Source organism: Brevibacillus reuszeri, from assembly GCF_001187725.1.
GTDB classification, from domain to species: domain Bacteria; phylum Bacillota; class Bacilli; order Brevibacillales; family Brevibacillaceae; genus Brevibacillus; species Brevibacillus reuszeri.
Genome location: NZ_LGIQ01000005.1, coordinates 1,134,928 through 1,160,772, shown reverse-complemented (window position 1 = coordinate 1,160,772; position 25,845 = coordinate 1,134,928). Strand labels below are relative to the sequence as shown.

The following is a 25,845-nucleotide window of genomic DNA, read 5'->3' as shown; positions in this document are numbered from 1 at the left end:
CGTTCCTGCTTGGAACTTAGCGAAGTGATGTGCCTTTCCGTTCAAACTGATAGGAAGCGCAGGCCAGGATATACTGGCTGGCTGTTTCGGTACGCAAAATGCGTGGCCCCAGTGAGACGGTAAGAAACCCCATCTTTTCCGCTTGTGCTACTTCGTCCACAGAAAAACCGCCTTCTGGTCCGACTAAGACGAGCAAGGAATCATCTGCAGACATATCCCCCAGCACGTGATGAAGAGTCGTGCTGCCTTCTTTTTCATAAGCAATGGCACATTTTGTGTAGCTCTTCGCTGCTTGCAGTGCTTCTCGAAAGGAAACAGGTGACAGCAGCTCTGGCAAAACCGCCCTATGGGACTGTTCTGCTGCTTCTTTAACAATTTTGCGCCAGCGCTCCAGCTTTTTTGCCTCTTTTTTTGCATCCAGCTTCACAATGGTACGCTCGGAGGAAAACGGAAAAAAAGAGTACGCCCCAAGTTCCGTCCCCTTTTGCAAGATCCACTCCATCTTCTCGCCTTTTGGTAGCCCTTGTCCAATTGTTACACGAATTGGGAGTTCGCACTCTTCTGCGAGCACCTCTACCACGTTCGCCTTCACTTCTTTTGGAGAAAGGGAGACAAGCTTGGCTCTTACCGTTTTACCTGCTCCATCTGAAACAAAAATTTCTTCGCCGACGCGAGCTCGCATTACGTTAACGATATGATGAACATCGTCTCCAATAATGGTTATCTCCTGTTCGGTAAAGAGATGTGGCTCGGCAAAATATCGTTGCATCTCGCCAACCTCACTATTCTACTGTTTTTTTGCTACAATTGCTACCCAGTCATCGATGAAAATGGTTTCCACGATCTCAAGACCGGAGGCTGTCAATGCTGCTTTTACGTCAGCCGCGCGTGCTTCGATGATCCCTGAAGCGATGAAGGTCCCACCTGGCCCCAGCACCCGGAAAACATCATCGGTAAAGCGCAGGATCACTTCAGCAAGAATGTTGGCAATGACTACCTCAACCTGCTCTTCGATGCCATCCAGGAGGTTGTTTTGTCTGACAACGATGTGCTCGTGCACCCCGTTTAATTCCGTATTGGCCTGAGCTGAACGGACAGCAACCTCATCCAAGTCCATCGCCAAAACATTTGCTGCACCCAGCTTGATTGCCGCAATACTCAAGATCGCTGTTCCTGTACCTACGTCATACACGCGGTCGCCTTTTTCCATATACTTTTCCAAGGCACGCAGACACAGGATCGTCGTTGGATGCGTGCCGGTACCAAAAGCCATTCCTGGGTCCATCTCAATAATAATTTCGTCCGCTGTTTTCGGCTCATACTCTTCCCAGACTGGCTTGATTGTCATCCGGTCAGAAACATGAACCGGCTTGTAATACTTTTTCCAGGCGTGGGCCCACTCGTCTTCGTGTACATCGTTTACCGCAATCGTGGCTTTACCGATATCAAGGCCATACTCTGTCAGCTGCGTCAATTGTTCCTTCAGCTCTTCCACCACATCAAGCAGTTCACTGCTGTCTACGGGCAAGTAAGCTTTGACGAATACGCCCTCGGCCGGAAAATCATCAGGAGATAACTGGTAGATTTCACCAAACGGTGTATCCCACTCGCGATAAAGCACCTCTGGGTCTTCAATCACGACGCCATTGGCACCCATTTCATACAAGAGGTTGGACACCGCCTCCGTAGCCTCCGCCGTTGTATGGATACTCACTTCTGACCATTTCACGAATCTACCACTCCCCACGTAAGCTCCCAATCGGGATTTTCATCAAGTAATCGGACAAAATCCGCGACTTATTCGCCGCGGAATGCCCGTTTCATTTTTTCGAAAAAGCCTTCGTCTTCTCCACCGTGTTGCCCAGGCTTTTCACCTGACAACTCAGCAAGCTCACGCAAAAGCTCCTTTTGTTTGTCGCTGAGCTTGGTCGGAGTCACTACCCGCACTTTTACATGCTGATCCCCGCGACCACTGCCACGGAGGTGAGGTACACCTTTTCCCCGCAAGCGGAAGAAGGTTTCTGTCTGTGTTCCAGCCGGGATTTTCAGCTTCACACGGCCATCGACTGTCGGTACCTCGATCTCATCCCCAATCGCTGCCTGTGCATAGGTGAGTGGAACCTCACAGTAGATATCATTGCCTTCTCGCTCAAAAAACTCATGGCTCTTCACACGCAAGACAACATACAGGTCACCTGGAGGTCCACCATTTTCTCCGGGCTCGCCTTCGCCAGATACACGCAGCTGCGCACCGTCATCCACTCCTGCTGGAATATTGAGGTGAATTTTGCGGCGTACTTTGACGCGTCCATTTCCACGGCAGGTAGGGCACTTCTCTTTGTAAACTTTCCCTTTTCCTTCACAAGCCGTACAAACGCGGCGATTTACGATACGACCAAATGGTGTATTGGCTGCGACCTCTTGTTGTCCTGTACCGTTACAAGTTTTACAAGTGTCTACACTCGTTCCAGGTTTTGCCCCAGAACCAAGACACGTATCACACTCTGCTTCTTTCGGAATTTCCACATCGGTTTCTTTTCCAAAGATAGCATCTGTAAAATCTATGCTCAATCCAAATTGCAAATCGGCACCTTTGCGAGGCGCGTTTGGATTCGCTCTTCTGCCACCGCCACCGAAGAACATGTCAAAAATGTCACCGAAGCCACCCATACCAGAAGCATCAAAACCACCGCCGCCAAAGCCCTGATTCGGGTCCTGATGACCAAAACGGTCGTATTGTGCACGCTTTTGTGGCTCGGAAAGGACGTCATACGCTTCCTTTACTTCTTTGAACTTTTCTTCCGCATCAGCGGCTTTATTTACATCCGGATGGTACTGGCGCGCAAGCTTGCGATACGCTTTTTTAATTTCCTCAGCGTCCGCTTCCTTGGAGACTCCGAGTACCTCGTAAAAATCGCGTTTCATCTCCTATATCACTCCCATGACAGTCAACTGTTATCATAGCATGTGACAGACTTGAAAAAAAGTCAAAGTCAGCATTTAAGTGACTTTGACTTCCATGGGTCACATCGTACAAAGCAAGGGAGGGGATAATCCCTCCCTCACCGTTTCCAACGAGATTATTTTTTGTCGTCTACCACTTCATAGTCAGCATCCACTACATTGTCCTTCTTCGGCTCTTGGCCTTCTGCTGCGCCTTGCGCATTTTGCTGTGCTTGAGCAGCTTGCTCATACAGCTTCACAGAAATTTGTTGAATGATCTCGGACAACGCGTCTTTTGCAGACTTGATTTCCTCGATATTGCCGCCTTCCAGCGCCTTTTTCACTGTATCTTTAGCTTCATTCGCACGATCGATCTCAGCTTGATCGATTTTGCCTTCCACTTCTTTCAGTGTTTTCTCGGTAGTGAATACGAGCTGGTCAGCTTCGTTGCGAATTTCTACTTGCTCTTTGCGCTGTTTGTCAGCTTCAGCATTCAACTCTGCTTCTTTTACCATACGATCGATTTCATCGTCGGACAGGCCAGAGTTGGACGTGATCGTGATGCGCTGCTCTTTACCTGTACCCAGGTCTTTTGCACGTACGTTCACGATACCATTGGCATCAAGGTCGAAGGAAACTTCGATTTGAGGGATGCCACGTGGAGCTGGTGGGATATCAGACAATGTAAAGCGTCCGAGCGATTTGTTGTCATTCGCCATTTGACGCTCACCTTGCAGCACGTGAATTTCTACGGATGTTTGGTTATCAGCTGCTGTAGAGAACACTTGGGATTTGCTAGTTGGGATCGTCGTGTTGCGATCGATCAGCTTGGTGAATACGCCACCCAATGTTTCGATACCGAGAGACAGTGGAGTAACGTCGAGAAGAACAACGTCCTTCACATCACCAGTCAGTACGCCTGCTTGAACAGCAGCACCCAATGCTACTACTTCATCCGGGTTAACACCTTTATGAGGCTCTTTGCCTGTGAATTTCTTGATTGCTTCTTGTACCGCTGGAATACGTGTGGAACCACCAACCAGGATTACGCGGTTGAGTTCGCTTGGAGTCAATCCAGCATCTTTAAGCGCTTGACGAGTTGGGCCCATTGTACGCTCAACCAGCTCAGCAGTCAGCTCTTCGAATTTCGCGCGAGTCAGGTTCATCTCCATGTGTTTTGGTCCAGTCGCATCTGCTGTGATGAACGGCAGAGAGATCGTGGTAGTCAATACGCCGGAGAGGTCTTTTTTCGCTTTTTCTGCTGCATCTTTCAAGCGCTGTTGCGCCATGCGATCTTTGGACAAGTCGATGCCATGCTCTTTTTTGAACTCGCTCACAAGGTAATCCATAACAACTTGGTCAAAGTCGTCTCCACCCAGTTTGTTGTCACCGGAGGTTGCTTTTACTTCGAAGAAGCCTTCGGACAATTCTAGAATGGAAACGTCAAAGGTACCGCCACCCAAGTCAAATACAAGGACGGTTTGGTCTTCTGTTTTTTCCATACCGTATGCAAGTGCTGCAGCAGTTGGTTCGTTCACGATACGAAGTACTTCCAGACCAGCGATTTTACCAGCATCTTTGGTTGCTTGACGCTGGCTGTCGTTGAAGTATGCCGGAACCGTAATCACTGCCTGCGTCACTGGTTGGCCCAGATAAGCCTCAGCATCAGCTTTCAGCTTTTGCAGAATCATAGCAGAAAGCTGCTCTGGCGTGTATTGATTTCCTTCCAGCGTTTCCTTATGAGTAGAACCCATGTGGCGCTTGATGGAGATTACGGTATTATCCGGGTTAGTGATTGCTTGACGCTTTGCTGCTTCCCCGACAATTCGCTCACCGTTTTTGAAGGCAACGACGGATGGGGTCGTACGGTTTCCTTCTGCGTTGGCAATAACGACAGGCTCTCCGCCTTCCATTACAGCTACACAAGAGTTTGTTGTTCCAAGGTCAATTCCGATTACGCGACTCATACAATATGTCCTCCTAACACTTCACTGTCTGATTATAGATATGAAAAAATGGTTATTCGTTTACTTGAACCATCGCCGGACGAATGACGCGGTCTTTAAAAATGTACCCTTTTTGCAGCTCACTCACTACGACACCCGAATCGAATTCCGGATCTTGTGTTTGCATAACTGCTTGATGATAATGTGGATCAAATGGCTGACCTTTTGCTTCAATGGCATTCAAGCCTTCTTTTTGGAATGCCTGCACCATCTGACGGTACACCATGTCAACGCCAGTCAACAGGGATTCAACCGTCATCGATTCTTTGTCAGCTGCAAGCGCCCGCTCAAAGTTATCGAGAACCGGCAAGAGCTCTTCCACGATTTTTTGGGAAGCGTATTTAGCCAGATCTTCCTGTTCCTTGCGCACACGTCTTCTGAGGTTATCCATGTCGGCCATAGCACGAAGCATCCGGTTTTGGTGCTCCTCTGCCTGTGCCTTCCACTGGGCTGCTTCCTCTTCCCAGTTTACGTCGACCGTTTCCTGCTGCTCACCCGCTGCAGTCGCTTGCTCCTCATCGGCAGACAAATCTTTCGTCAATTTTTCGTCGCTCAAGTCGATACCTCCTGCGGCTCACCTCCGGCTTATCGTGCCGGCAGCCTTTCCATCCATTTATTTCTCAAACTGCGAAGTCAGCATGCGCGATAAGCCTTCTGCCAGATAGTTGAGCACAGTAATAACTTTGCCGTATTCCATCCGCGTTGGCCCAAGTATCCCCACCATCCCTACCGGCTTACCGCCTAGTGAATAGGATGTCGTGATAATACTGCATTGCTTGATCGCGTCCAGCTGGTTTTCCTGACCGATGCGTACCGTAAGCCCATCCGCTGGCATCCCGAATAGATGAAGCAATTGGTCGTTTTGCTCCAAAAGCTCCAAAATATCCTTTACCTTGTCAACATCACGGAATTCAGGTTGATTCATGATTTTGGTCGCACCCCTAAGGTACACTCGATCCTCTTCTTGTGTCAGCGACTGGTCGAGGACATGAAGCATTTCCTCATACTGTTCTGCGTGACGGCGCATCTCGCCTGAAATTTCCTGATAGAGGCGCTGCCTGAGCTGCCATAGTGGCACATCGGCAAGTCTGCTGTTCAAGAGATTGACCAGACGCTCGATTTCACCGGAGCCGATTCCTTCCGGCAAATCTATCAGCTTGTTTTCCACGCGACCTGTATGTGTCACCACAATCGCTACTGCCTGCTGTTCATTGAGAGGAACGATTTGTATATGTTTTAACCGATGCTCAAAGATTTCTGGCCCCAGTACAATCGCAGTGTAATTGGTTAACTGAGAAAGAATCTGAGCAGTGTATTCTACCACTTGTTCAGAATGGAGAATACGTTCGGCAAACAGCTGTTTCAGTTTACCCAATTCGCCTTCTTCCAAAAGATGAGGCTGAATCAGATTGTCGACGTAAAAGCGATATCCTTTTGTAGAAGGAACTCGTCCTGCCGACGTATGTGGTTGCTCTAAGTATCCCAGCTCTTCCAAATCAGACATCTCATTACGTATCGTTGCCGAAGAAAAGCCGATGCCTTCCCTTTTCGAGATGGTTCTGGAGCCAACAGGTTCGGCTGAATGAATGTAATTATCGACGATCGCATTAAGAATTAATTGTTGACGGTCTGATAACATGGATGTCGCTCGCCTCCCTGTGGTGTGCACTTTGATACTCGAAGTACCTTTGTTAGCACTCCATGCTAGCGAGTGCTAAATCTATTTACTAAGGTATCAATAGTAGAAGGATTTGTCAACGGACTTGCGTAAGTTAGAGGGTCAAAATGAAACAAATTTCGCCAGTTTTATGCAAATATTAGCGTAAGAAACGGGCAAATACCTCATTTCCTAGAGGGAGGCCTTGTTTTGTCAGCTTCAGGAAGCCGTCTTGCTCTTGCAGCATTCCTTTGGCAATCTCTTCTTTAACAATTTGCCCAAATACATCCTCTACAGTCCTACCGAAGCGTTTTGCAAAACGCTCAAGGTCTACCCCTTCACGCAGGCGCAAGCCTAAAATCATTTGCTCCTCCATTGCATCCTCACGAGGAACCGGGAACTGCTCAACACGAGGCAAGCCTTCCTTGCACTTTTGCAAATAGATAGCCAGCGGACCCGCATTCACATGTCTTTCTCCACTGACATATCCGTGGGCACCTGCCCCCAAGCCATAGTATTCATCATTGAGCCAATACGTTTTATTATGTTTGCTTTCAAAGCCCGATTTGGCAAAATTGCTGATTTCATACTGCTGGTAGCCGTGCTTCTCCATTTCTTCAATCAAAATCATGTACATGAGAAGCTCAGCGTCTTCGGAAGGTAAAGGAAGCTGGTCTTTTTGATAGAGGGTATGGAAAAGGGTGTTTTCTTCTACTTTCAAGCTATAAGCAGAAAAATGAGTCGTGCCAAGGTCAAACGCCTTGTTCAATGTCTCACGGAAAATTTCAACGGTCTGGTCAGGCAAGCCGAACATTAAATCGATGCTGAAATTGTCAAAGCCGACTTTCTTGGCGTTATCGATGCTGCGATACACATCATCACGATCATGGATGCGCCCCAGCCGCTTCAAGAGCGCATTATCAAACGACTGTACGCCAAAGCTTAGCCTGTTGACCCCCATCTCGCGCATGATGCGGAGCTTTTCCACATCGGTAGTACCCGGGTTGGCTTCCATCGTAAATTCAATATCGGCAGTCCAGTACTTGCCGAGCTGATCCTGTACGTTTGCCAGAAAAGCTTTCATCTGTTCATGGTCTAAAAAGGTTGGCGTCCCTCCACCGACGAAGATCGTTTTCACCTGCGAGACAGGCTGCTGGCTAAAAGTCAGTTCCATCTCGCGCTTCAGCGCTTCGAGGTAATCCCAGATCAGCTGGGGATTGTTCGTCACAAACGAATTAAAGTCACAGTAATAGCATTTATTTGTGCAAAAGGGAATGTGGATGTAAACTGATTGTGGCATCATGTCCCTTTCCCTCCTTATTTAATCAAATGATAGAACGGAAAAAACCTGACACAAGGTCAGGCCTACTCACGCTTCTAATAGCCCTCGGTAATTTTATTGTATCACATCAAAGCAGAGAAACGTCTGCAAACGTTGATACATGTAGCATTTATGATGGCTTGATTATCCTATTGTATTTGATTAAATCGCGTCAAACAAGAGTTCTCCCCACCCAAAGCGCTGGCTCGTCTGTGGCCGAGAAGTGAAGGAACAGGTTTCTGGGCTATTATATAGGAAGCCTTTGGTTTCGTTTCTGCTTAGTTCGTTGATTGTTGTCCTCTTTGTGGTGATAAAACCCAATAAATGAGTATGGCTGTAATCATATCCTCCAAAACGATCAGAAAGCGAACCGGAAGCATAGGCTAACAGTGAAGAGACAAGGTGAAAACCAGGTACAAAAGCAATGTATTCTCCGTTGACACTCCCAGCTCAGTCGCACGTAGTAATAAAAACGAATTCGAAGAGTTGGCAAACGTAAAAAACAAAATGATCAGCAGTAGTTGTTTTGTTCTTTTGTCAAACTGAACAGGCCTCCTTAGCTATTATCATCTTATTCTCAGTATAGTGGGCTACGCGACATAAGGATAATTGTTGTTAATGATCTCATGTATAAATGCAACTAATGTATAGTGTTGGAAATATTTTATTTCATGGTGCCTATTACCGATTCCGTCATCGCTTTCTCATGACTCCCGTTTGTGGTATTTTCATTTTAATACGCATGATTGGAACGGAGGACACCGTTTTGTGGAGACCATATGAAGAGGTAAGAAAACATCCACCTGATTTTAGAGTAAAATATAAGTTTTACTCTGAGACCGAGAACGGAAGGAAGATGCCACCATCACAAGGATACCGAAGCGACTTTTCTTATGACGATGATGACATGGAGAAAATCGACCTCTTTGCCATACATCCTGAGTTCGAAGACGAGAACGGAAATGTTATTCTAGTTAGGGACTCCCCTGTTCCACTAGAAGGAACTGCACGTATGTGGATTCTTTTTCCTGAAATGCGAAAATTGGTGCATTCCGCTAGAATTAAGCCTGGTATCATCGGGTACTTCATGGAAGGACCTAGGAAGGTAGCCATCGCAGAAGTAATTGAAATAGTAGGTTTACATACAAATCCACTTTCCTAATGCACCTTCTATTTCTGATTCGTAAAACCCGAACGAAGGAAAAGACCGCAAGCATACTGCCTGCGGCCTTTCTGTTTTCCACTCGCGTCTTTTTTTAGTTTACAGATACGGTTAAATCGGGAACATCCATAAATTGCGTGGTTGATGTGAATCTTACGATAGCACCAGATGGGTTGTTAACCGAATATCCTAGCACTCCATCTGCTGTCAACTGAGCAGCAATTGCGGCCGCTACCTGAGCAGCTGTTTGTCCCGCAGTTACAGCGACAGTATGATCTACCCCTGCAACTTTTACCGTGATCGTGCCTGTTGCATTCGCCCCAGTATCAATCGTCAAATCAACTGATTCCGTCACACCTGTACCTCCACTTGTAGACCACGATACCCCTCTCACGATCATAGAACCTGAGCCAGATGCAGTGATTAATGTCAAATTGGCATCGTTTACTGCGGAAACAACATCTGTCACGGTAGTAACACTCACAATGTTGTTCACAGGGTCTCCCGCAAGACGAATCAACACTGTTCTATTCGCTACATTCTCAGTAACAGTGGTTTCAATCTGATTCCTATTTTCCTCGAGCTCAATCTCAATACCGTTCCCGGCAGCTCCTGGTGTCCTTGCCGTATAGGTAACTCCTTGGTTCTCCGCTTTAGCGGCTACACCACCTTGCTCCCCTTGTGTAATGCTTCCTAAAGTTGCTGTTACTCCTGGATCGCTATTCTCGCCTAACCTTTTCAGGTTTTCGGTCGAGCCTACACCGTGCGAGCGACTTTCATCGCACACGGCGTGCTATCAACAGAAAAAGGTTTTCCTTCCGTTAGAATTTACAATGGGCTCAGTCATCATATCAAACTACAGTCAACAAATAATAAACAAGAAAACGTCTGATTAGCCCAGAGAAAAACCCGTCTCCTCAAATCAGGGACGGGTTGGCTATTTTAAGTAACACATTTTTGAGTTGCCCATTTGAATACTAATGATGCTTATGAAAAGGTCTGACTTGCTCAACTGTCTCTGATCATGAAAAAGGTATTCATCATTATACATTATTTAACCTATGAATTAATTTTAGATGGTGGAGGGAGACCATCAGGGCCTTGGAATCTTCTCAAAACCTCATTTGCTATTCGTATACCGTTTACAATTGCATCAAAATCAATGTTTAAGTTAGAGAGCGACAAAAGCGGCTTTTTCTTTGGTCTATCTTGTGTTTTCGTCCATTCTTGATAATACTGTTCCAATTTTACAGGATTTTTTTGCAGCCTTTTTATTGAGAGCTTTTTTAACTTGAGCCAATCCAAAAATTCAGGTGTATAGCGGTTACTTTTTTTAATTGATTGTTTACCCAAATTTTCAACCTCACCTCGATTCGTAAATGAATAATGCAAAGGAAGAAAACATACGCAATCTCCCTTCGCATTATTCTTTCTTCTCACAACTATTAATTAATTACAATCACAGCCAACAATTACCAACAAAATGAAAAGCACTAGGATCAGAGCAAAGTCATCAAAACCATTAAAGATTCCCAATTTCACTCCCCCCTTTCCATAGTCCTACAATATGTGCTTCGCTCATTTTTGCCTGTATCATCACCCAAAAAGTAAAAGATGAAAAGGAACTATGGGTGAAGTCCTTTGAAAATATGGGAAAAATAAAAAGGACTCAAGCATTTGCCTGTGCCCTTTTTGTTTCACAGAAAGGAAGAAGTGCTTTCAAGCTCTCACCATTGATCTTTAACGGTCGGAATTTGCGCTGCGTTATCTGGCCGTCGCTGCCAAGATAGATGCTCACGCAAATACTAATTCTGTTCATATCGGACCAATCGTGCATTGTATATAAGTTCCCTACTACTCAAAAAAAGAGCTAACTTTAGTTAGTATACTTAATAAAGATTGTGACGTAGAGTAAACTTGCCCGTTTTCGCATTTAGGAAAATTTTTACTCGATGACATAAAACCACTCAACGTAGGTTTGGGGATGAGCTTGTTGAAAAACTTTCATAGTGCCCTCATTTTTTCATTAGCTATTCATCTCATGTTTTTAGTTTGCATTTTCGTTGTAGAAAAGCATGACGAATATCTGATGGTTCAAAAAGTTAAAAAGCATGTTGAAGCAATTAAAAAAGAGAATCCTGACGCAGCTTCACTTTTCAATCCTTCTGAAGATGAGGGCGATATTTATCATTACTTCATCTTTTCTATTCCAGCAACAGCAGGGGTGTTTGTTTTGTTTAGAAAGTTACGTAAATTACCGCTTTGTTAAGTACCGGATCACGCATAGGACCCACTAACCCCAGCAAAGATATCAGGCTAGCTTAAGATTTTTCCGCATTCTGCCCCTCTAGGTATTCCAAATAAGCATGGTGTGAATCTCCACAAAAAACGCATTTTTTACACCCATTTTATTTTTCTTGTGCAAACGCCCATACATCGTTCGTTTTATGACATACCTTAATTTGGGGGTTATCCTCAATCACAATTAAGGAGTGACATTAATGAGCGCTGGCTTTTTTGATGACTTTTCTTTAATTTTGGTACTCTTCGTCCTGTTAGTAATTGTTGCTTGCAGTTGCGATTAATTTTCAATGAGTAAAGGGCGGCTTTATAAGCTGCCTTTTTACATAAGCCCTTTAAACTTTCGTTAATTTGGATAAGACTTTATTAAATGAATTTGTGCATCAATTCGCACATTTGCGTTTACTATCGGCTCGTATCAGTTGCCAAGCTTCCCCCATTTGCCTCTATACCATGCAGAGAGAAGCGAGATGATTAGTATGTCGAGAACTGATGTGGTAGTGATTCGATTCAAACGTATCAGAGTGGCTGGCGTACGGAGGCGAATTATACGTGACGTTCGCATCATTGGAAGTGCCGCACCCTGCAATCAATTTTTAAGGGTCGGAAGACGAGTAAGTCGTGCTGAACGTTGTCTCTTGAATAACGGGTTCCAACGTGCGTTATCAAGAGATAATGTTTTGGTGTTTATCCTAGTTAGATAATTGGGGCCGTATGAAAACGACAGCTACTTTTATCTCTTTCGCAAAAATATCGAATTGAATAGGAAAGATCGTTTAAAAGGAGGTGTCGGAATTGGCGGCACAAAAAGGTATTACAACTACGTCAAGAAGAGTGTCCTTAGCTATACAAAGAAAGAATCGTAGAAAAGCGGTCCGATTAATCAACCGAATTGTTGTAGTAAAAACGATATTCGATACATTTACCGGTTGCCTGCTCAGTGTCGGACCAAATGGTTTTCGCGTTCGGGTCTACACGGGTAGCAATGAAACGTTCACCATCATCACCATTCCATTAAATTTCGTTATAAACCTCTTTCCCTTCCCTTGCAATTGACGAGATACTAGGTTTATGGCCCCAGCTCAACGGGGCTTTTACATACCCCCACCGATTTTTTCCTTTACCTTGCAGTAATCTACCTTCCCATCTGACCGACAAAATGAAAAATCAAAGCATCGATTTTTCGAGAAGCTCATGAACGATATGTAAAAACTCCCCCACAAGGTTACCAATACAATTTGCTCAATCGTCTCTTGATAGGTAAACCGTAAACATTGAAAGCTAGAACGAGAATGTGCTTTAACTCCTAAAATGCCGTTTCTCAGGTGGGTTTGTTTGAATCACTATCTGTTGATGGTACCCCTATCAGCTTTTGATCGCTACACTAGTTCCTCAACGAAGTTTCTGCCTTCACAAGTTAATGGGGTGCAAGATCTCCCCTGCACCCCGCTATTCCTCACTTATAGATGGGATTCGCTTTCATTATTCTGTTCGATCCGTTTCAACGCCGTTGCCATCAGCATCCCGTACGTTTTTGGTATCGTAGTTGGCACGCCCTGCACCCTCACCCATCTTGTTACCCAATGCACCGCCAGCAACGGCACCTGCAACGGTGCCAAGTGGCCCAAAAACAGAACCCAATGCTGCTCCTACTGCAGTACCGCCAATGGTTCCTACAGTTTCACCTGTGTCGCTGGTAGTGTTAACGTCATCAGCATCGTTCTGATTGCGCTCGTTGTTTTCAGACATGCTACTCACTCCCTCGTTTTGTGATTGGGAAGCGCTTCTACTTTTTAAGCGACAGTCCCAGGGCATATTTTGCCCAACGAGAATGGTTTGGATTCCAAAAAAATACCTGTATTTGTCGATTAGCTGTATCGTAAAACATCACAGGAGAAATCTGAAATTTCTTAGAGAGCTTACTGCTGCCACTTACACCAAGAAGCATAGGAACAAGATTCCATGAGCAGAATATTTTTTATCATTATATAGCTATTACTATGATTTATCGAAGGGGAATGTAATCGGTGACTAAATGGATGACCTTTTTGATTGGATCATTTATGGGAGCGTTGATAGCTATTGTATTTTCAGGAGTTCTCATCCTTGTTTTTTCTAGGACGCTGATACAATGGATCGTTGGTCGTTTCACGAAAAGACTTATGAATGAACGTTACCCCGAAAATATTTGGGAAATGGTAACTGCTTTGACGCGTGTCCCTCCAAGAACAGCCATAGAAAATAGTTTGAGGTCCTCAGAAGGAGATGTCATTGAAAGACCATTTGGGAGCCCTCGTAAATTTCTTAATTTCGACGGACTTATTTTTTCACCTGCTCAACTGGCAGTCTTACCAGCTCCAGAGTTTGCAGAAGTAGATATGCGTATAACCATTGGACCTAAGGCTAAAAAACCTTTGTCGTTAGAAATTCCCATTATGGCAGGCGGAATGGGTTACGGAGTTGGAGTCTCCGAAAAAACGAAGATAGCTATTGCAAAAGGAACAGCTGCAGTTGGCACGTTAACAAACACGGGAGAAGGAGGATTTCTACCTGAAGAGAGACAAAATGCGAAATATTTGATCGTACAATATCACTCGGGCGAATGGTCAAAGGAACCGAATATTCTTAGACAAGCAGATGCCATTGAAATTCGAATAGGGCAAGGAGCTACTGCGGGTGCCGCCAATTTCACGCCTGCTGAGTACATTCAGGGAAGGGCACGAAAGATCATGAAGTTGCAAAACGAAGAGTATGTAGTGATCCCTTCAAGACATGAGGAAATTCAAAAGCCGCAAGATCTTCGCAAGTTAGTCGATAAACTCCGTGCCCTCACTGATGGAGTCCCTATTGGAGTTAAAATATGTGCAAGCGCAAAAATGGAAGCCGATTTGGAAGTTGCCATTTTTTCAGGGGTCGATTTTATCAGCATTGATGGAGGACAGGCAGGGTACAAGGGCAGCCCTCCCATCTTAGAAGACGATTTTGGACTTCCCACCATATACGCTTTATCACGAGCTGTACAATACCTGGAAAAACGCCAGGTGAAGGAACAAATTACCCTTTTAAGTGGTGGAGGATTTTTCACCCCATCTGATTGCCTGAAAGCAATTGCATTAGGTGCAGACGGTGTTTACATGGGGACGGCCATTCTATGGGCTATGACACATGATCAAGTAACAAAGGCAGTTCCCTGGGAACCTCCTACAGAGCTTCTTTTTTATCCGGGAAGCTTAACGGAAGAATTTCATGAACAAGAAGCAGCAATAAATTTAAAAAACTTCTTCACATCGTTTGTGGAAGAAATGAAGATCGCAATTCTTGCACTAGGAAAAACCTCTCTTTGTCAAATCGGAGTTGAGGATCTTGCTGCTCTTGATGACGAGACAAGTAAAGTAACAAGAATTCCACTCGTATCTGAACCTTATATACCAACAAAAGAATTTACAGAATCACTATGGGCCTCCGGCAATGACGAAAGGGATGCATCAATCTCTCGTTCTTAGAACAGAAAATTGGTCACCTAAAGCAACGTTCTGCTGCACTTCCACCTGCGAACGCTATCTTGTAAAATCTCTCCATATGCACCCTCTCCGCCTCATCAGGCAATAAAAAAGCCCCAATCGATTCGGGACTGGCTCATGGTCTGGATGATAAAAAATACCCCCGGGATTACCCTCGAGGGCTGGTTGATGGACTGCATTTTTAAGGAGTTGTTTCCGTGATTGCATTTCCATGGATGTCTATTAGATTGCTAGTAAAAAAGACGTGAATATCTGTAAAGTCACCAATCACATCCGTATAGACCGTTAAAATCGGGTTGTTCTCATCAGAACGGTCCCAGGCCAAAGAAACGGCATGTTGGTCACCATTCCATGCGGCCGGCCACTGGCGATCCATCGCCCTAAAGCTGTTAATTACTAGCGTTACATCCGTGTAGTCGAATGACTCACTGGATAGAGCCTTATTAAAATGAATCACGATCTTGGAAATAGTGCTCTCAGGTGCAACTTTTGCGATTGCAGGCGTTGTATCGCTATTCTCGACTTATACCTTTTTAAATGGTCGGTTTTCGCTCGAGCCTACACCGTACGGGCGACTTTCATCGCACACGGCGTTCCATCAACCGATAAGAAGGCTTTTACAACGGGCACCTTCAGGTTAACATAGCAACACGCGTTGAGAACCTATCCAAAGTTAATGCATTTTATCAGGGAGCCAGCCACATTAGCGGCTCCCCATTGTGCTTTACTTTGCCGATTCTGGAAATCCGAGTACCTCAAGCTGACTCTTCACTTCATCACGTAGTTTCTTTTGATTAGGAGCTTGGCACCACATGAAATATTGTGTTAAATCACGTACAATTCAACTTTTCTTCTCTACACCCTCCTCCTTTAAAAATCGCGTGTTTTATATCCTAGCTTATTGCAACTTTTTTTAACGTTTTTCGTACTATACTTTCGAAGAGGACCTGCCCCGTATCTCCCATGTGGATACGTTTTACATAATGAGGAGGAGCTTAACTATGGAATATACGATTATTGGATTGCTTATTCTAGTTATTCTGTATCTTTACTTCCGAATTAACGAAATGCAATCTCGCTTAAAAAGCATAGACTACTTTATTTCTCAAATAGCAACACACACCGAATGGACTGAAAAAATCAATCATGAGTTGCGTCTTCTTATCGCTGAAGGAAAATATGTTGAGGCGGTTAAAACAGCTAGAGTAGTTTTTGGTATGTCGTTACTGGAAGCAAAACAGTATGTGGATAAACTTTAGATGACTTCTCACCATTATGACGTCTTAGGCTCTTTACTTAATTTCTCTTGTGTTTAGTTACTATATTTGTCCCAACCATGTTCAACTGACCAAACCAGTTTTCTCTTCTTCCTCCATTGCCAGGCAGCAGAAGTGCTCAACGGATGGCTTCTTACTTACCAGGATCCATTCAGGCTTGTCCGCTACGATCTTCTCCCATGAAAATTAATATCTATGTATAACGAAAAATGGCAACACTAAAAAAGACGTAGCTTATTCACTTTTTAATAACAGCAACGTCTGAGTTCTATGTTGTGTATATTTCTCTTAGATTAAGAGGCCTCAGTAATAGTAACGGTATAGCCTAGCTTTTCTAATCTCTTTATCGAATGCCTTACTAGGAACTGTTGTTTTTGCTTCTCAAAATAATCTTCTCCTAAATCGACGTACATTTCTTTGCGGGTAAGTAGATAGTAGGAGATTCTTAACATGGCATGGGCTACAGAAATTGCAGCCCGTTTTTTACCTTTGCGTGCTGCTGTTCGCCTATACAAAGCACCAAGGTAATTTTTCGAGCCTCTTATTGAATGAGCTGCTTCCGTTAATGCGGATTTTAAATATTTGTTCCCTTTTTTTGTTTTAGACGACTTTCTTTTGCCTGCGCTTTCATTGTGCCCAGGTACAAGTCCTGCCCATGAACATAAATGTGCTGCGCTGGGAAATTGTTTCTCAATATCTGTTCCAATTTCAGATAGGATTTGTTCAGCCATCCGAGTCGCAATTCCAGGTATGGAATCTAATCGTTCAACATCTTCTTGGAAAGAAATGACCCGCTGAGAGACCTTCGAACTAGTTCTCTCAACTCCCGTTGATTTCGATTGGGAATATAACTAGCTGTAAGTAATCCATGGCGAAGAAGTTCAGCGATCCATTCGGCATCTTTGACATCTGTTTTTCTTCCAGGGACTACTTTCATATGAGTAGCATTAACCACTAAAAACTCGATTGATTCTGCTTCCAATAAATTGACGATTGGCTTCCAAAAAACTCCTGTACTTTCCATTGCGACATGGGTACAACCTTGTTCCTTAATCCAGTCGATTAGCTTTAATAAGAAAACAGTTTTAGTAGAAAACGTTTGAATCTCCTTTCTTTCTGGTGTAATGATGCATGCAGTAATACTGTCCTTATGAACATCCATACCATGCTCGTTCAATGATGACCTTCATTGAAAACATCCTTCCTACGGCACTACCATTATGGAGGCTGGTGCAACAATCATAAAAGGACTAATCTCCCATGAGTGTTTCCCGAAGAGGAGCGACAATCTGTGATGCACCATGATCGTTGGAGTCAGACTAACGGATGGGCTCATAGCACCAACTTGAAACGACCTTCCTCTCCAGCCGTAGTAGCAGTATGGACGAATTCAAACCATTTTCATCATCTTTGGTGCAGCAGCGCTGCATGAATGGCTTGGCAGGATAGCTTGGTTACGAAGAAGAAACGGCAGCGCGTTACGCTACGGGCAGAATACTATAATGACATTATGAAAATTATCATTATTCTCGACTTTGGAACTGTTTGAATTAAAATAAATATTTAAGGCCATCATTCAAATGGGATATACTGGGCGATAACTGGAATCAGCAAGTAGACGCTGATCCGTGAAGTCAGGAGACGGAAAGCGATATAATATCACAGGCTCGGCAGCTCATCGCTGTCGAGTCTTTTTTCGTTGGCTGACCCGACCCCGGCACACCCCTGATCCACCCCCGATCCACCCCTTACTGCCCAGTGGCAAGCGGCTCGACAATTTACGTAGCATTTTTGAGATTCGAGGAATAAATCGGGACAATAAAACTTCGGCGCTTGGTACGCTCAGAGCTTATAAATGTTTACTGTTTTATATCCGATTAGTTCGGCCTATCCTTGCTTGCTTCCATCATAAAAATGGACGAGTAGCCCCCGTGGTTTGACTCAATCAAAACCCTCAGTTGTGTAATAGTATAAAATTATCAAAATGAAAATGAGGTGAGGAATCCATGGGAATAAGAAGCGATATTGTTACTCTTTTCTTCAATAATGTAGCTGCAGAGATTACCAATTTCCAAATCATAGGTAGCGCAGAACCATGCACGCCACTAATTAAAGTAGGTTTAAGGGTTAGTAACGCCAGAATTTGTCTGTTGAGAAATGGTTTTCGAATCGAGGAGAGAACGCCGAACTTGCTTCGTTTCGTACGTATATCGTAATTATCCGGCCCATCGTCAAGGAAACGCGCGAAAATATTATAAGGATATAGAGCTAGATAATTTATAAGGAGGTTATCGCATGGGAGTTAGATGTGATAGCTGTATCTGGATGAGATATGAAGGCATGTGACTCCAATGTCGATCAAACGAGACAAATGGATTCAAAATCGTATCCTGAACGATACGTCCTCGCTCGCCGCTCGTTTGCCTAAAACTCGGCTGCTGAACCCGAACAGGTTAGCAAAACTGCTGTTTCAACATCAAAGCCTTGTTCTGAAGCCGCGCGATGGGAGATTCGGACGGGACATCCTGTTTATTACCCGTAACGGAGCGAACTCCTATCGTATTCATAATGAAAAGAAAACGGTCACCATGAAAGGCACCGAGCAACTACTCAAATGGATCGGTAAAAAAACCAGAGGACGTAGATATATTGTTCAACGACACCTACAGCTTGCTCAAATTCAACACAAGCCGTTCGACATTCGGATAATGGTGCAGCGAAGAAAAGGCGCTTCGTCCTCTTGGAAAGTGACAGGCTCATACGCGAAAGTAGCGGCGAAGGGATATCTTATCACGAATGTCCCTAGTCACATCATTCCAGTTCCTGAGGCGCTGAAACTGGCCCGCATCGAGGATCGTAGCTTGATTGTCAAAATCAAACAGATCGCGCTGTTGGCTGCCGAACGGCTTAGGGAGCGTTACCCTAAGCTTAGGCAAGTCGGGTTTGATATAGGCATCGATAGAAACCGAAGAATTTGGATCATCGAGGGCAATTATTGGCCGGATTTGCTCCCTTTCCGGTCCTTGAAGGATTCCTCGATGTATCGCAGAATACTATGGTATCAAAAACATTAAAGCAGCGGACCAGTTTCAGGTTCGCTGCTTTTTGCGTGCAAACTTTATGGTGATCTTTTGCCGACCGATCCGGCTCACTGCATCGCCGCGATTAATAGGAAGTTCCATTGATCTCAGCGAATCTGAGAGCAACGAAAAAGACCGCCGGATCATATCCGCGCGGCCTCGTCAGACTAGTTCTCATTCATAGACATTGTCTCGATCTCTCGAATCGGAACAAACAAAACTCCATCGGCATGACGGATCTTGACTCGCTCAGCCGTGAACGATTCCGCGATCCCGGCGACCGTCGATCTATCGTCCGTCTGGATCGTGATTCGGAAGACAGTTAATACCATCCCGCAAAAGATGGCCTTCTCAACAATCTAGATCGTTGCGCTAACGGGTATCGTTTGTTGAATGCTACTGGAGCTATTCAAATAAAAAAAGCTCTCTGCCGTTCTTTATCGCGGCTGCTGCAACTGGTCCAGAACCAAGAAAGCAGTCCACCACCACTTCTCCCGGTTCATTGCTGTTCAGTATCAGCGGGGTAATTAGTTCAGGTGGCTTTTCAGTTGGATGAATTGTTTTGTTTCCAGATATCCGAGGTACACTCAAAATATCCCTGGCTTTTCTAGTGGAGATCCTTCTAGTTTGTTTATTACCTTTTACAACAAATATGATGAACTCGTGTTGGAATTTGTACTGCCATGCAAGGCATTTCTCGCATACCTTTTCAATCAACATGCTTTTCTCTATAACTACGCTCATCTTACGTTCCCCCTGTCCGGTTGCCCGTGGTGTAATATGGTTTGACGAACGCATATTTGGGCTCCCTTTGGGGGCTTTACTTTTTGATTCCTGAAGTATTAAGTTAATTTTATCAACGAATTACTTGACCAGTCTAAAGTGCTCCACAACAATGATTGTGTGGTCATTTAATTTTTTCCCTTCTCTTTTCAGATCATTTTCCCATGCAAATATATGGTCCTTGCGAAATTCTTCATAAGATACACAGTTTTCTCCTCTTACTGTTTCATCATCAATTTGACCAAATGGAACTTCATATTTTTTTGTTATTTCGATTGTACACATGTAATTGCCCTTTTTACTGAAGACCTCTAGCATTTCTCCTACCTCTGTCGCTTCCTCTGGAAGAGCGTCGTACCAACATTTAGGTGTGCAGGTAGCTGTTTTCTTTCCCTCAATAATTTGTTCAACCAAGCGTTCATCGTTCTCATCTCGTCCCCAAAATGTTGTTCGTTTCATTCGTTAGGCCTCCCCATGTGTCTTGTAGTTTCATAGTAATCTAAGCTTAACTTACAGTACATACTTTCTCTTTTGTTAAATCGAATCAGTCTGACGTTTGTTAGCTCTCTGCCCATTGTTTAAAATACTCGAGCATTTCATTCAGGTTCTTTGGGCGACCAAATGCCTCAAAATATCCGTCTTTCAATCTGCAATGTACCCAATCATTCTCGTTTCTTTCTACAACATAATTCTCAAAGGGTCTTTTGTTCTCTAGGGGTGTCTCTTGTAGGTTGACCTTTATTGACCACCCCGGATTATCAATAGTACAAAACCCTTATTCCATAACCATGCTCCCAGTCTCCATCGCAATTGGATGAGTAATAATTTTCTAACCACTTTATTATCTCCATTTTTAAATCCATCCCTTCCAAGATATTTCACACATTAAACCGTGATGGCATTTTTCTGTCTTTTTGTCACTTGGCATTTTTCCTGCTTTACAAAGGTAATGTTTTGTAAAATGCTGCTTTGATGCTGTTTAGCACTCTATAACAATTGCGAGTTTCTTNTTAAAGTGACTTTCTTACCTCACCTGCATAGGTGAGGTATTTTTTTATCAGGTCTGTAAGCTTGACAATTACCGTCTTGTTTAAAAATATCGTTGTATACACTTATCACATCGATTGCTTTGTTAATCTCTGTCTTCATGTCGAAAGAATAACTCCCTAACTTTAGTTAGGTCATAAAAAATGAAAGATTTGATATAATCTAATCGCCCATTGTACATTACTACCTTTTTATCCGTTGATGGAACGCCGTGTGCGATGAAAGTCGCCCGCACGGTGTAGGCTCGAACGAAAACCCTCATTAACAGAAGGGGATAAGCCGAGAATAGCGAAGTAGCAGTAGGAAGTGTATATCATCTTGCCACTCCTGGCGATGCAACAATTATTGGAGGAGCAGATATACCTTTCAGTTCCAACGATACGTTAAATGGTGCTACTCATTTACCAGGAACTGCAGCGATTATAGTTAGTGATTCAGGCGATTACCAGATTGATTACAGTATTAACTATACTAACGCTTTGATCGGTGGTACGGTGTCGATTACAATTAATGGTGTTCCAGAGGCGTCTAAGTCAATCGTTACCCCTGTGGGTGAAGTTACTGGCACCGCTATTTTGAATCTAAATGCCGGAGATGTTATTACACTACGCAATACCTTCTTTGCTCCACTTACTTTGGCTTTAGCACCAACAAAAGGAGCCAAAATGGACATTACTAAGAAGAATTAAATGATCTTCCATCAGCGGCCCTCGGGATAACCCGGGGGTTATTTTTAACGTCGGGACTACGATTTTACAAATCGTGTGTTGTGTTTATGAGAAACTTTTAATGATTGAAATCGTATTTACAAGGAAACTCCAACAGATAGGACTTGATACTGTGCTGATTATGTCAGGTTTGAGTTTTTTAATTGCTGCTCTTTTGATCACTACGGTTGGGTTGGTTATATACAAATCATTCGTTAAGAAGCAGACCGTTGAACACTACTACACTCCATTAGACAGGGTCTTTGGTCAAACTCAAGTTGAACATCATGAACAAAAAATTGAAAAGAAAGAAACAGAGGATGATGAAGGTGATGACAAAGACAAAACTTTTAAAAAGTCATCCACTCATATTTAATGGAACATAGTTACCGTTGTGTAAACTTCAACATGTTGTAAAATGGAATTATACATTTGTTGCTATACTGACTGATTAGCACTCGGTCATGATTAGATGCTGATTGAAGTGACAGGTCATTTTACTGATGAGATTATCCTTCATGGGAAGAAACACGAAATTATAGAATTGAAGCATATGTTCACATTTGCGTTAGAGCAGAGTGAACGAACAAGTGATTTCCCCCATGTTTTTTGTAAGCTTTTTGACTTCGAATTCATCCCATACGCACCTGACATTAAAGTTGATGTTGTTTTCCACACGGATACTCATCGAATTTACCGGCCCTTTTATTAAAGGGCTTTTTTCATTAACTACTAAGTAAAGTTGCCAAAAACTTGAAATTATTGGTGAATTTCGCTATCATTAGCCAAAATCGGTTCAAGCTTAAGGGTGGTGATCTCCGTGTCTAGCGTTGGTTATCCTGGATTAATACTGATAGCGACTGTCGCTTTTATCGTTGTTGTCGTTGCCTACTTCGTAATTAGTATTTCATCACGTAAACGCTAATTGAATACTTGATCAATCGAGACCAGTCTTAATGGCTGGTTTTCAAATTACACATTGTGTAATACAACCATTCGATCATCCACCATTCTAAGATATGCGCTACTATTTCCATATATTTCCAAAAATGGGGTCTCAATTTGAAAAAACAGTTATTTTTAATAGTTTCAGCGATTCTCCTAAGCTCTTTGCTTAGTGGGAGTTATTTTTATCAAAAAGGCAAATCTGAATCGCTGCACCAATCAATTAGCATTTTGTCTAATTACGTTCCATTAAATAATGTTAATGCGGATATACAAGAAATCTTATCGGACGATGCGAAAGGTGATCGAATCAAGAATTCATTGTATTTACTTCGAAATGTCGAAATTATAAACGTTTCCTTGAGTAATATAAGTACCCTAATAGGCAGTGATGCTGATTTCAGTATCATTACGAATGAGCTTTCATTAGCGGCAGCAGATATTAGCAATTACATTCACCAAGATTCATTAGGCTTTGATACTCAAAAATCCAAAGATAAATTGCTGATCCATGGAGAAGCTCTTCGTTTAATTACCGAAACTCTCACTCGTGATGACTTACAAAATTATGGATCTAGATAGAATAAAAACTAAACTCTCTCTTTTACAGGACTCACTACCACATTGATTTTCTTGAATTTACAAATTGAGCATTGTGTCAATTCGACCCTTGTTTCTGATCCCGCCGCCGATTTCGTCCCCTTACCTCGCAGAAGTCGAAATAAGCTGTTTACGCATACAAACTGATTAATGAAAACCCCATGCAGTTCGTTAAGTTACCAAAAAAGAAAACAAAAAAACGACCGAAGCAGATTTAAAAATCCTGCCCTTGTCGTCCATAAAGAAGATTTCACTTTTCCTTGATAAGATCATGGTTACTGTCAATAAAGAATGGGTATTCAGCACTCCCAAAACAGTATCATCGTACAGGACGATCCACATAGGAGGTACACTTATTAAAATACTCAAAGAACATAAAGTCCGTCAAAAAGAAAACAGGTTGAAATATGGCAAGTTTTACCATGCCAGCGAGTTTGTATGTACCAAGGAGAATCGAGAACATGTCACCTCATCAAGCTGCAAGTGGAGCGGACGGAACATCCAAGCTCGATTAAACCATAGTCGATCAGGAATTACCCTCGATAACCTATTCCCATTTGACTGACAAATTGAAAAATCAAACTGTCGATATTTTCGAGAGGCTCATGAACGATAAGAAAAAACTCCCCCACCTTTTTACCAATCCGGTGAGGGAGCCTTTCCATCAGTTACTTCTTGTCATCCATACGCAATACAGCCATAAATGCCTCTTGTGGTACCTCTACGGAACCAACGGACTTCATGCGCTTCTTACCTTCTTTTTGCTTTTCAAGCAGCTTGCGTTTACGTGAGATATCCCCACCGTAACATTTAGCAAGTACGTTTTTACGCAAGGCGCTGATCGTTTCACGAGCAACAACCTTTTGCCCGATAGTTGCCTGGATTGGCACTTCGAATTGCTGACGAGGAATCAGTTCCTTCAGCTTTTCGCAAATGACCTTACCACGCGCATAAGCAGTGTCCTTGTGAACGATGAACGACAGCGCGTCGACTACTTCGCTGTTTAAGAGAATATCCATTTTCACCAGCTTGGAAGCTTTGTAGCCACCCAGCTCGTAGTCAAAAGATGCATATCCTTTTGTACCAGACTTCAATAAATCAAAGAAGTCATAGACGATCTCGGACAATGGCATGTCATACTTTAGCTGCACGCGATTCTCTCCAAGGTACTGCATATCGAGAAAATCGCCACGCTTGCCCTGACATAGCTGCATTACGTCGCCCACATATTCTTTCGGTACCATTACAGTAGCGGTCACGTACGGCTCTTCAACCATATCGATCTTTTGGGCATCTGGCATTTTGGACGGGTTGTCAATTTCGATAACCTCGCCATTTGTTTTGGTAATGCGGTAAATAACACTTGGAGCAGTCGTAATTAGATTAATGTCAAATTCACGTTCGATGCGCTCCTGGATAATCTCCATGTGCAGCAACCCAAGGAACCCGCAACGGAAACCAAACCCAAGTGCTTGAGACGTCTCCGGTTCAAACTGCAAGGAAGCATCGTTTAATTGCAGTTTTTCCAATGCATCACGCAGATCATTGTACTCATTCGTCTCAATCGGATACAAACCGCAGAATACCATCGGGTTGATCTTGCGGTAGCCAGGAAGAGGTTCAGTAGCAGGACGACTTGCATCTGTGATCGTGTCACCGACACTCGTATCCCCTACCGTTTTAATCGATGCAGCTACATAGCCTACATCCCCTACTGTCAATTCTTCCACCTGCGTCTGACGCGGCATCGAAGTACCGATTTCTGTGACTTCAAACGACTTGCCTGTCGCCATCATTTTGATTTTCATGCCTTTTTTCAGCGTGCCGTTAATAACGCGAATAGAAGCGATAACGCCTCTGTACGCATCAAAATACGAGTCAAAAATAAGGGCTTGCAGTGGTGCATCCGGATCGCCTTCTGGTGCTGGCACTTTTTGTACAACCGCTTCCAGCACTTCTTTAATTCCGATTCCTGCTTTAGCGGAGGTTAGAACCGCATCGCTGGCATCCAGGCCGATAACATCCTCAACCTCTTGCTTCACGCGTTCAGGCTCTGCGCTTGGCAAATCGATTTTGTTGATGACCGGGATGATCTCCAGATTGCTATCCAGTGCCAAATAAACGTTGGCAAGTGTCTGCGCTTCGATACCTTGCGCTGCATCCACGACGAGAATGGCCCCTTCACAGGCGGCAAGACTACGGGATACTTCATACGTAAAGTCGACGTGACCAGGTGTGTCGATGAGGTGGAGAATGTATTCCTCCCCGTCATCTGCTTTATAGTTCAAACGCACGGCATTCAACTTGATTGTAATCCCGCGCTCTTTTTCCAGCTCCATCGTATCCAGAAACTGGGCTTCCATCTCACGTGCGGTCAACGCTCCGGTCAGTTCCAAAATCCGGTCTGCCAGCGTCGACTTGCCATGGTCAATGTGGGCGATGATGGAAAAATTTCGAATCCTTTTTTGTCTTTCACGGCGATCCATGTGTTGTTC

Annotated in this window: 27 protein-coding genes and 1 pseudogene; 10 read left to right on the top strand and 18 right to left on the bottom strand. The window is 43.8% G+C overall.

The genetic code is table 11. The features are described from left to right. Positions 1–16: 16 nt before the first annotated feature. The 7 genes from ADS79_RS09170 to hemW form a co-directional block, all read right to left on the bottom strand. Positions 17–769 (bottom strand): 16S rRNA (uracil(1498)-N(3))-methyltransferase, encoded by a 753-nt coding sequence (locus ADS79_RS09170; protein ID WP_049738085.1) that lies wholly within the window; start codon positions 767–769, stop codon positions 17–19. A gap of 18 nt (positions 770–787) precedes the next feature. Beyond that, the gene (gene prmA, locus ADS79_RS09165) at positions 788–1,729 is read right to left on the bottom strand and encodes a 50S ribosomal protein L11 methyltransferase (RefSeq protein WP_049738084.1); all 942 of its coding nucleotides are present in this window, start codon (positions 1,727–1,729) and stop codon (positions 788–790) included. Between the two features lie 68 nt (positions 1,730–1,797). Next, entirely contained in the window at positions 1,798–2,925 is a 1,128-nt protein-coding gene (gene dnaJ, locus ADS79_RS09160; protein ID WP_049738083.1) for a molecular chaperone DnaJ, read from the bottom strand. A gap of 155 nt (positions 2,926–3,080) precedes the next feature. Next, positions 3,081–4,910: a molecular chaperone DnaK gene (dnaK, locus tag ADS79_RS09155; protein ID WP_049738082.1), complete on the bottom strand. Its 1,830-nt coding sequence runs from the start codon at positions 4,908–4,910 to the stop codon at positions 3,081–3,083. Between the two features lie 52 nt (positions 4,911–4,962). Next, positions 4,963–5,505, bottom strand: coding sequence for a nucleotide exchange factor GrpE (gene grpE, locus ADS79_RS09150; RefSeq protein WP_084765732.1), 543 nt, complete (start codon positions 5,503–5,505; stop codon positions 4,963–4,965). Positions 5,506–5,562: 57 nt separating this feature from the next. Beyond that, positions 5,563–6,588, bottom strand: coding sequence for a heat-inducible transcriptional repressor HrcA (gene hrcA / locus ADS79_RS09145; RefSeq protein WP_049738080.1), 1,026 nt, complete (start codon positions 6,586–6,588; stop codon positions 5,563–5,565). A gap of 178 nt (positions 6,589–6,766) precedes the next feature. Beyond that, positions 6,767–7,909, bottom strand: coding sequence for a radical SAM family heme chaperone HemW (gene hemW, locus ADS79_RS09140; RefSeq protein WP_049738079.1), 1,143 nt, complete (start codon positions 7,907–7,909; stop codon positions 6,767–6,769). Between the two features lie 784 nt (positions 7,910–8,693). Here hemW and ADS79_RS09135 point away from each other — a divergent pair. Then, on the top strand, positions 8,694–9,089 hold the full coding sequence (locus tag ADS79_RS09135; protein ID WP_049738078.1) for a hypothetical protein: 396 nt from the start codon (positions 8,694–8,696) through the stop codon (positions 9,087–9,089). A 94-nt stretch (positions 9,090–9,183) separates the two neighbouring features. Here the strand turns inward: ADS79_RS09135 and ADS79_RS09130 are convergent, their stop codons facing one another. The 3 genes from ADS79_RS09130 to ADS79_RS34215 form a co-directional block, all read right to left on the bottom strand. Continuing rightward, positions 9,184–9,876 (bottom strand): hypothetical protein, encoded by a 693-nt coding sequence (locus tag ADS79_RS09130; protein ID WP_049738077.1) that lies wholly within the window; start codon positions 9,874–9,876, stop codon positions 9,184–9,186. A gap of 272 nt (positions 9,877–10,148) precedes the next feature. Beyond that, positions 10,149–10,442, bottom strand: coding sequence for a hypothetical protein (locus tag ADS79_RS09125; RefSeq protein WP_049738076.1), 294 nt, complete (start codon positions 10,440–10,442; stop codon positions 10,149–10,151). A gap of 96 nt (positions 10,443–10,538) precedes the next feature. Further along, positions 10,539–10,631 carry a YjcZ family sporulation protein gene (locus ADS79_RS34215; RefSeq protein WP_084765729.1) on the bottom strand — a complete coding sequence of 31 codons (93 nt, stop codon included), beginning with the start codon at positions 10,629–10,631 and terminating at the stop codon, positions 10,539–10,541. Positions 10,632–11,082: 451 nt separating this feature from the next. Between ADS79_RS34215 and ADS79_RS09120 the strand changes: the two genes are divergently transcribed. Both ADS79_RS09120 and ADS79_RS34210 read left to right on the top strand, forming a co-directional pair. Next, positions 11,083–11,358 (top strand): hypothetical protein, encoded by a 276-nt coding sequence (locus ADS79_RS09120; RefSeq protein ID WP_049738075.1) that lies wholly within the window; start codon positions 11,083–11,085, stop codon positions 11,356–11,358. A 232-nt stretch (positions 11,359–11,590) separates the two neighbouring features. Further along, positions 11,591–11,674: a YjcZ family sporulation protein gene (locus ADS79_RS34210; RefSeq protein ID WP_084765727.1), complete on the top strand. Its 84-nt coding sequence runs from the start codon at positions 11,591–11,593 to the stop codon at positions 11,672–11,674. A 1,198-nt stretch (positions 11,675–12,872) separates the two neighbouring features. Here ADS79_RS34210 and ADS79_RS09110 read toward each other — a convergent pair. Further along, positions 12,873–13,139, bottom strand: a complete 267-nt coding sequence (locus ADS79_RS09110) for a hypothetical protein (RefSeq protein WP_049738073.1) — start codon at positions 13,137–13,139, stop codon at positions 12,873–12,875. A gap of 290 nt (positions 13,140–13,429) precedes the next feature. Between ADS79_RS09110 and ADS79_RS09105 the strand changes: the two genes are divergently transcribed. Then, complete coding sequence (locus ADS79_RS09105; RefSeq protein WP_049738190.1) at positions 13,430–14,893, top strand: FMN-binding glutamate synthase family protein; 1,464 nt, start codon at positions 13,430–13,432, stop codon at positions 14,891–14,893. A gap of 199 nt (positions 14,894–15,092) precedes the next feature. On the opposite strand, the gene ADS79_RS34905 is transcribed toward ADS79_RS09105, so the two are convergent. Next, positions 15,093–15,287: a hypothetical protein gene (locus ADS79_RS34905; RefSeq protein ID WP_141261170.1), complete on the bottom strand. Its 195-nt coding sequence runs from the start codon at positions 15,285–15,287 to the stop codon at positions 15,093–15,095. A 625-nt stretch (positions 15,288–15,912) separates the two neighbouring features. Between ADS79_RS34905 and ADS79_RS09100 the strand changes: the two genes are divergently transcribed. Next, positions 15,913–16,170 carry a hypothetical protein gene (locus ADS79_RS09100; RefSeq protein ID WP_049738072.1) on the top strand — a complete coding sequence of 86 codons (258 nt, stop codon included), beginning with the start codon at positions 15,913–15,915 and terminating at the stop codon, positions 16,168–16,170. Positions 16,171–16,481: 311 nt separating this feature from the next. On the opposite strand, the pseudogene ADS79_RS09095 reads toward ADS79_RS09100, so the two are convergent. Then, positions 16,482–17,378, bottom strand: a pseudogene (locus tag ADS79_RS09095) (IS110 family transposase). Positions 17,379–18,539: 1,161 nt separating this feature from the next. Between ADS79_RS09095 and ADS79_RS09090 the strand changes: the two are divergent. Then, complete coding sequence (locus ADS79_RS09090) at positions 18,540–19,262, top strand: YheC/YheD family protein (RefSeq protein WP_049738071.1); 723 nt, start codon at positions 18,540–18,542, stop codon at positions 19,260–19,262. Between the two features lie 107 nt (positions 19,263–19,369). Further along, the gene (locus ADS79_RS36025; protein ID WP_141261215.1) at positions 19,370–19,594 is read left to right on the top strand and encodes a hypothetical protein; all 225 of its coding nucleotides are present in this window, start codon (positions 19,370–19,372) and stop codon (positions 19,592–19,594) included. Positions 19,595–19,673: 79 nt separating this feature from the next. Here ADS79_RS36025 and ADS79_RS09085 read toward each other — a convergent pair whose 3' ends face one another. The 4 genes from ADS79_RS09085 to ADS79_RS36620 all read right to left on the bottom strand — a co-directional run bounded on the left by ADS79_RS09085 (position 19,674) and on the right by ADS79_RS36620 (position 20,902). After that, entirely contained in the window at positions 19,674–20,012 is a 339-nt protein-coding gene (locus tag ADS79_RS09085; RefSeq protein WP_049738070.1) for a DNA methyltransferase, read from the bottom strand. 120 nt (positions 20,013–20,132) lie between these two features. After that, positions 20,133–20,510 carry an ASCH domain-containing protein gene (locus ADS79_RS09080; protein WP_049738069.1) on the bottom strand — a complete coding sequence of 126 codons (378 nt, stop codon included), beginning with the start codon at positions 20,508–20,510 and terminating at the stop codon, positions 20,133–20,135. Between the two features lie 100 nt (positions 20,511–20,610). Beyond that, positions 20,611–20,793: an Imm53 family immunity protein gene (locus tag ADS79_RS36625; RefSeq protein WP_409362443.1), complete on the bottom strand. Its 183-nt coding sequence runs from the start codon at positions 20,791–20,793 to the stop codon at positions 20,611–20,613. A gap of 16 nt (positions 20,794–20,809) precedes the next feature. Continuing rightward, positions 20,810–20,902 carry an Imm53 family immunity protein gene (locus ADS79_RS36620; RefSeq protein WP_201783398.1) on the bottom strand — a complete coding sequence of 31 codons (93 nt, stop codon included), beginning with the start codon at positions 20,900–20,902 and terminating at the stop codon, positions 20,810–20,812. A 537-nt stretch (positions 20,903–21,439) separates the two neighbouring features. Here ADS79_RS36620 and ADS79_RS35230 point away from each other — a divergent pair. The 3 genes from ADS79_RS35230 (at position 21,440) to ADS79_RS09070 (ending at position 23,332) form a co-directional block, all read left to right on the top strand. Continuing rightward, complete coding sequence (locus tag ADS79_RS35230; protein ID WP_201783401.1) at positions 21,440–21,787, top strand: BclA C-terminal domain-containing protein; 348 nt, start codon at positions 21,440–21,442, stop codon at positions 21,785–21,787. A gap of 100 nt (positions 21,788–21,887) precedes the next feature. Then, positions 21,888–22,181, top strand: coding sequence for a DUF3951 domain-containing protein (locus ADS79_RS09075; RefSeq protein ID WP_236699921.1), 294 nt, complete (start codon positions 21,888–21,890; stop codon positions 22,179–22,181). 686 nt (positions 22,182–22,867) lie between these two features. After that, a complete protein-coding gene (locus ADS79_RS09070) occupies positions 22,868–23,332 on the top strand; it encodes a hypothetical protein (protein WP_049738068.1) in 465 nt (154 codons plus the stop codon). A 686-nt stretch (positions 23,333–24,018) separates the two neighbouring features. On the opposite strand, the gene lepA is transcribed toward ADS79_RS09070, so the two are convergent. Beyond that, positions 24,019–25,836 (bottom strand): translation elongation factor 4, encoded by a 1,818-nt coding sequence (gene lepA / locus ADS79_RS09065; RefSeq protein WP_049738067.1) that lies wholly within the window; start codon positions 25,834–25,836, stop codon positions 24,019–24,021. Positions 25,837–25,845: the final 9 nt, after the last annotated feature.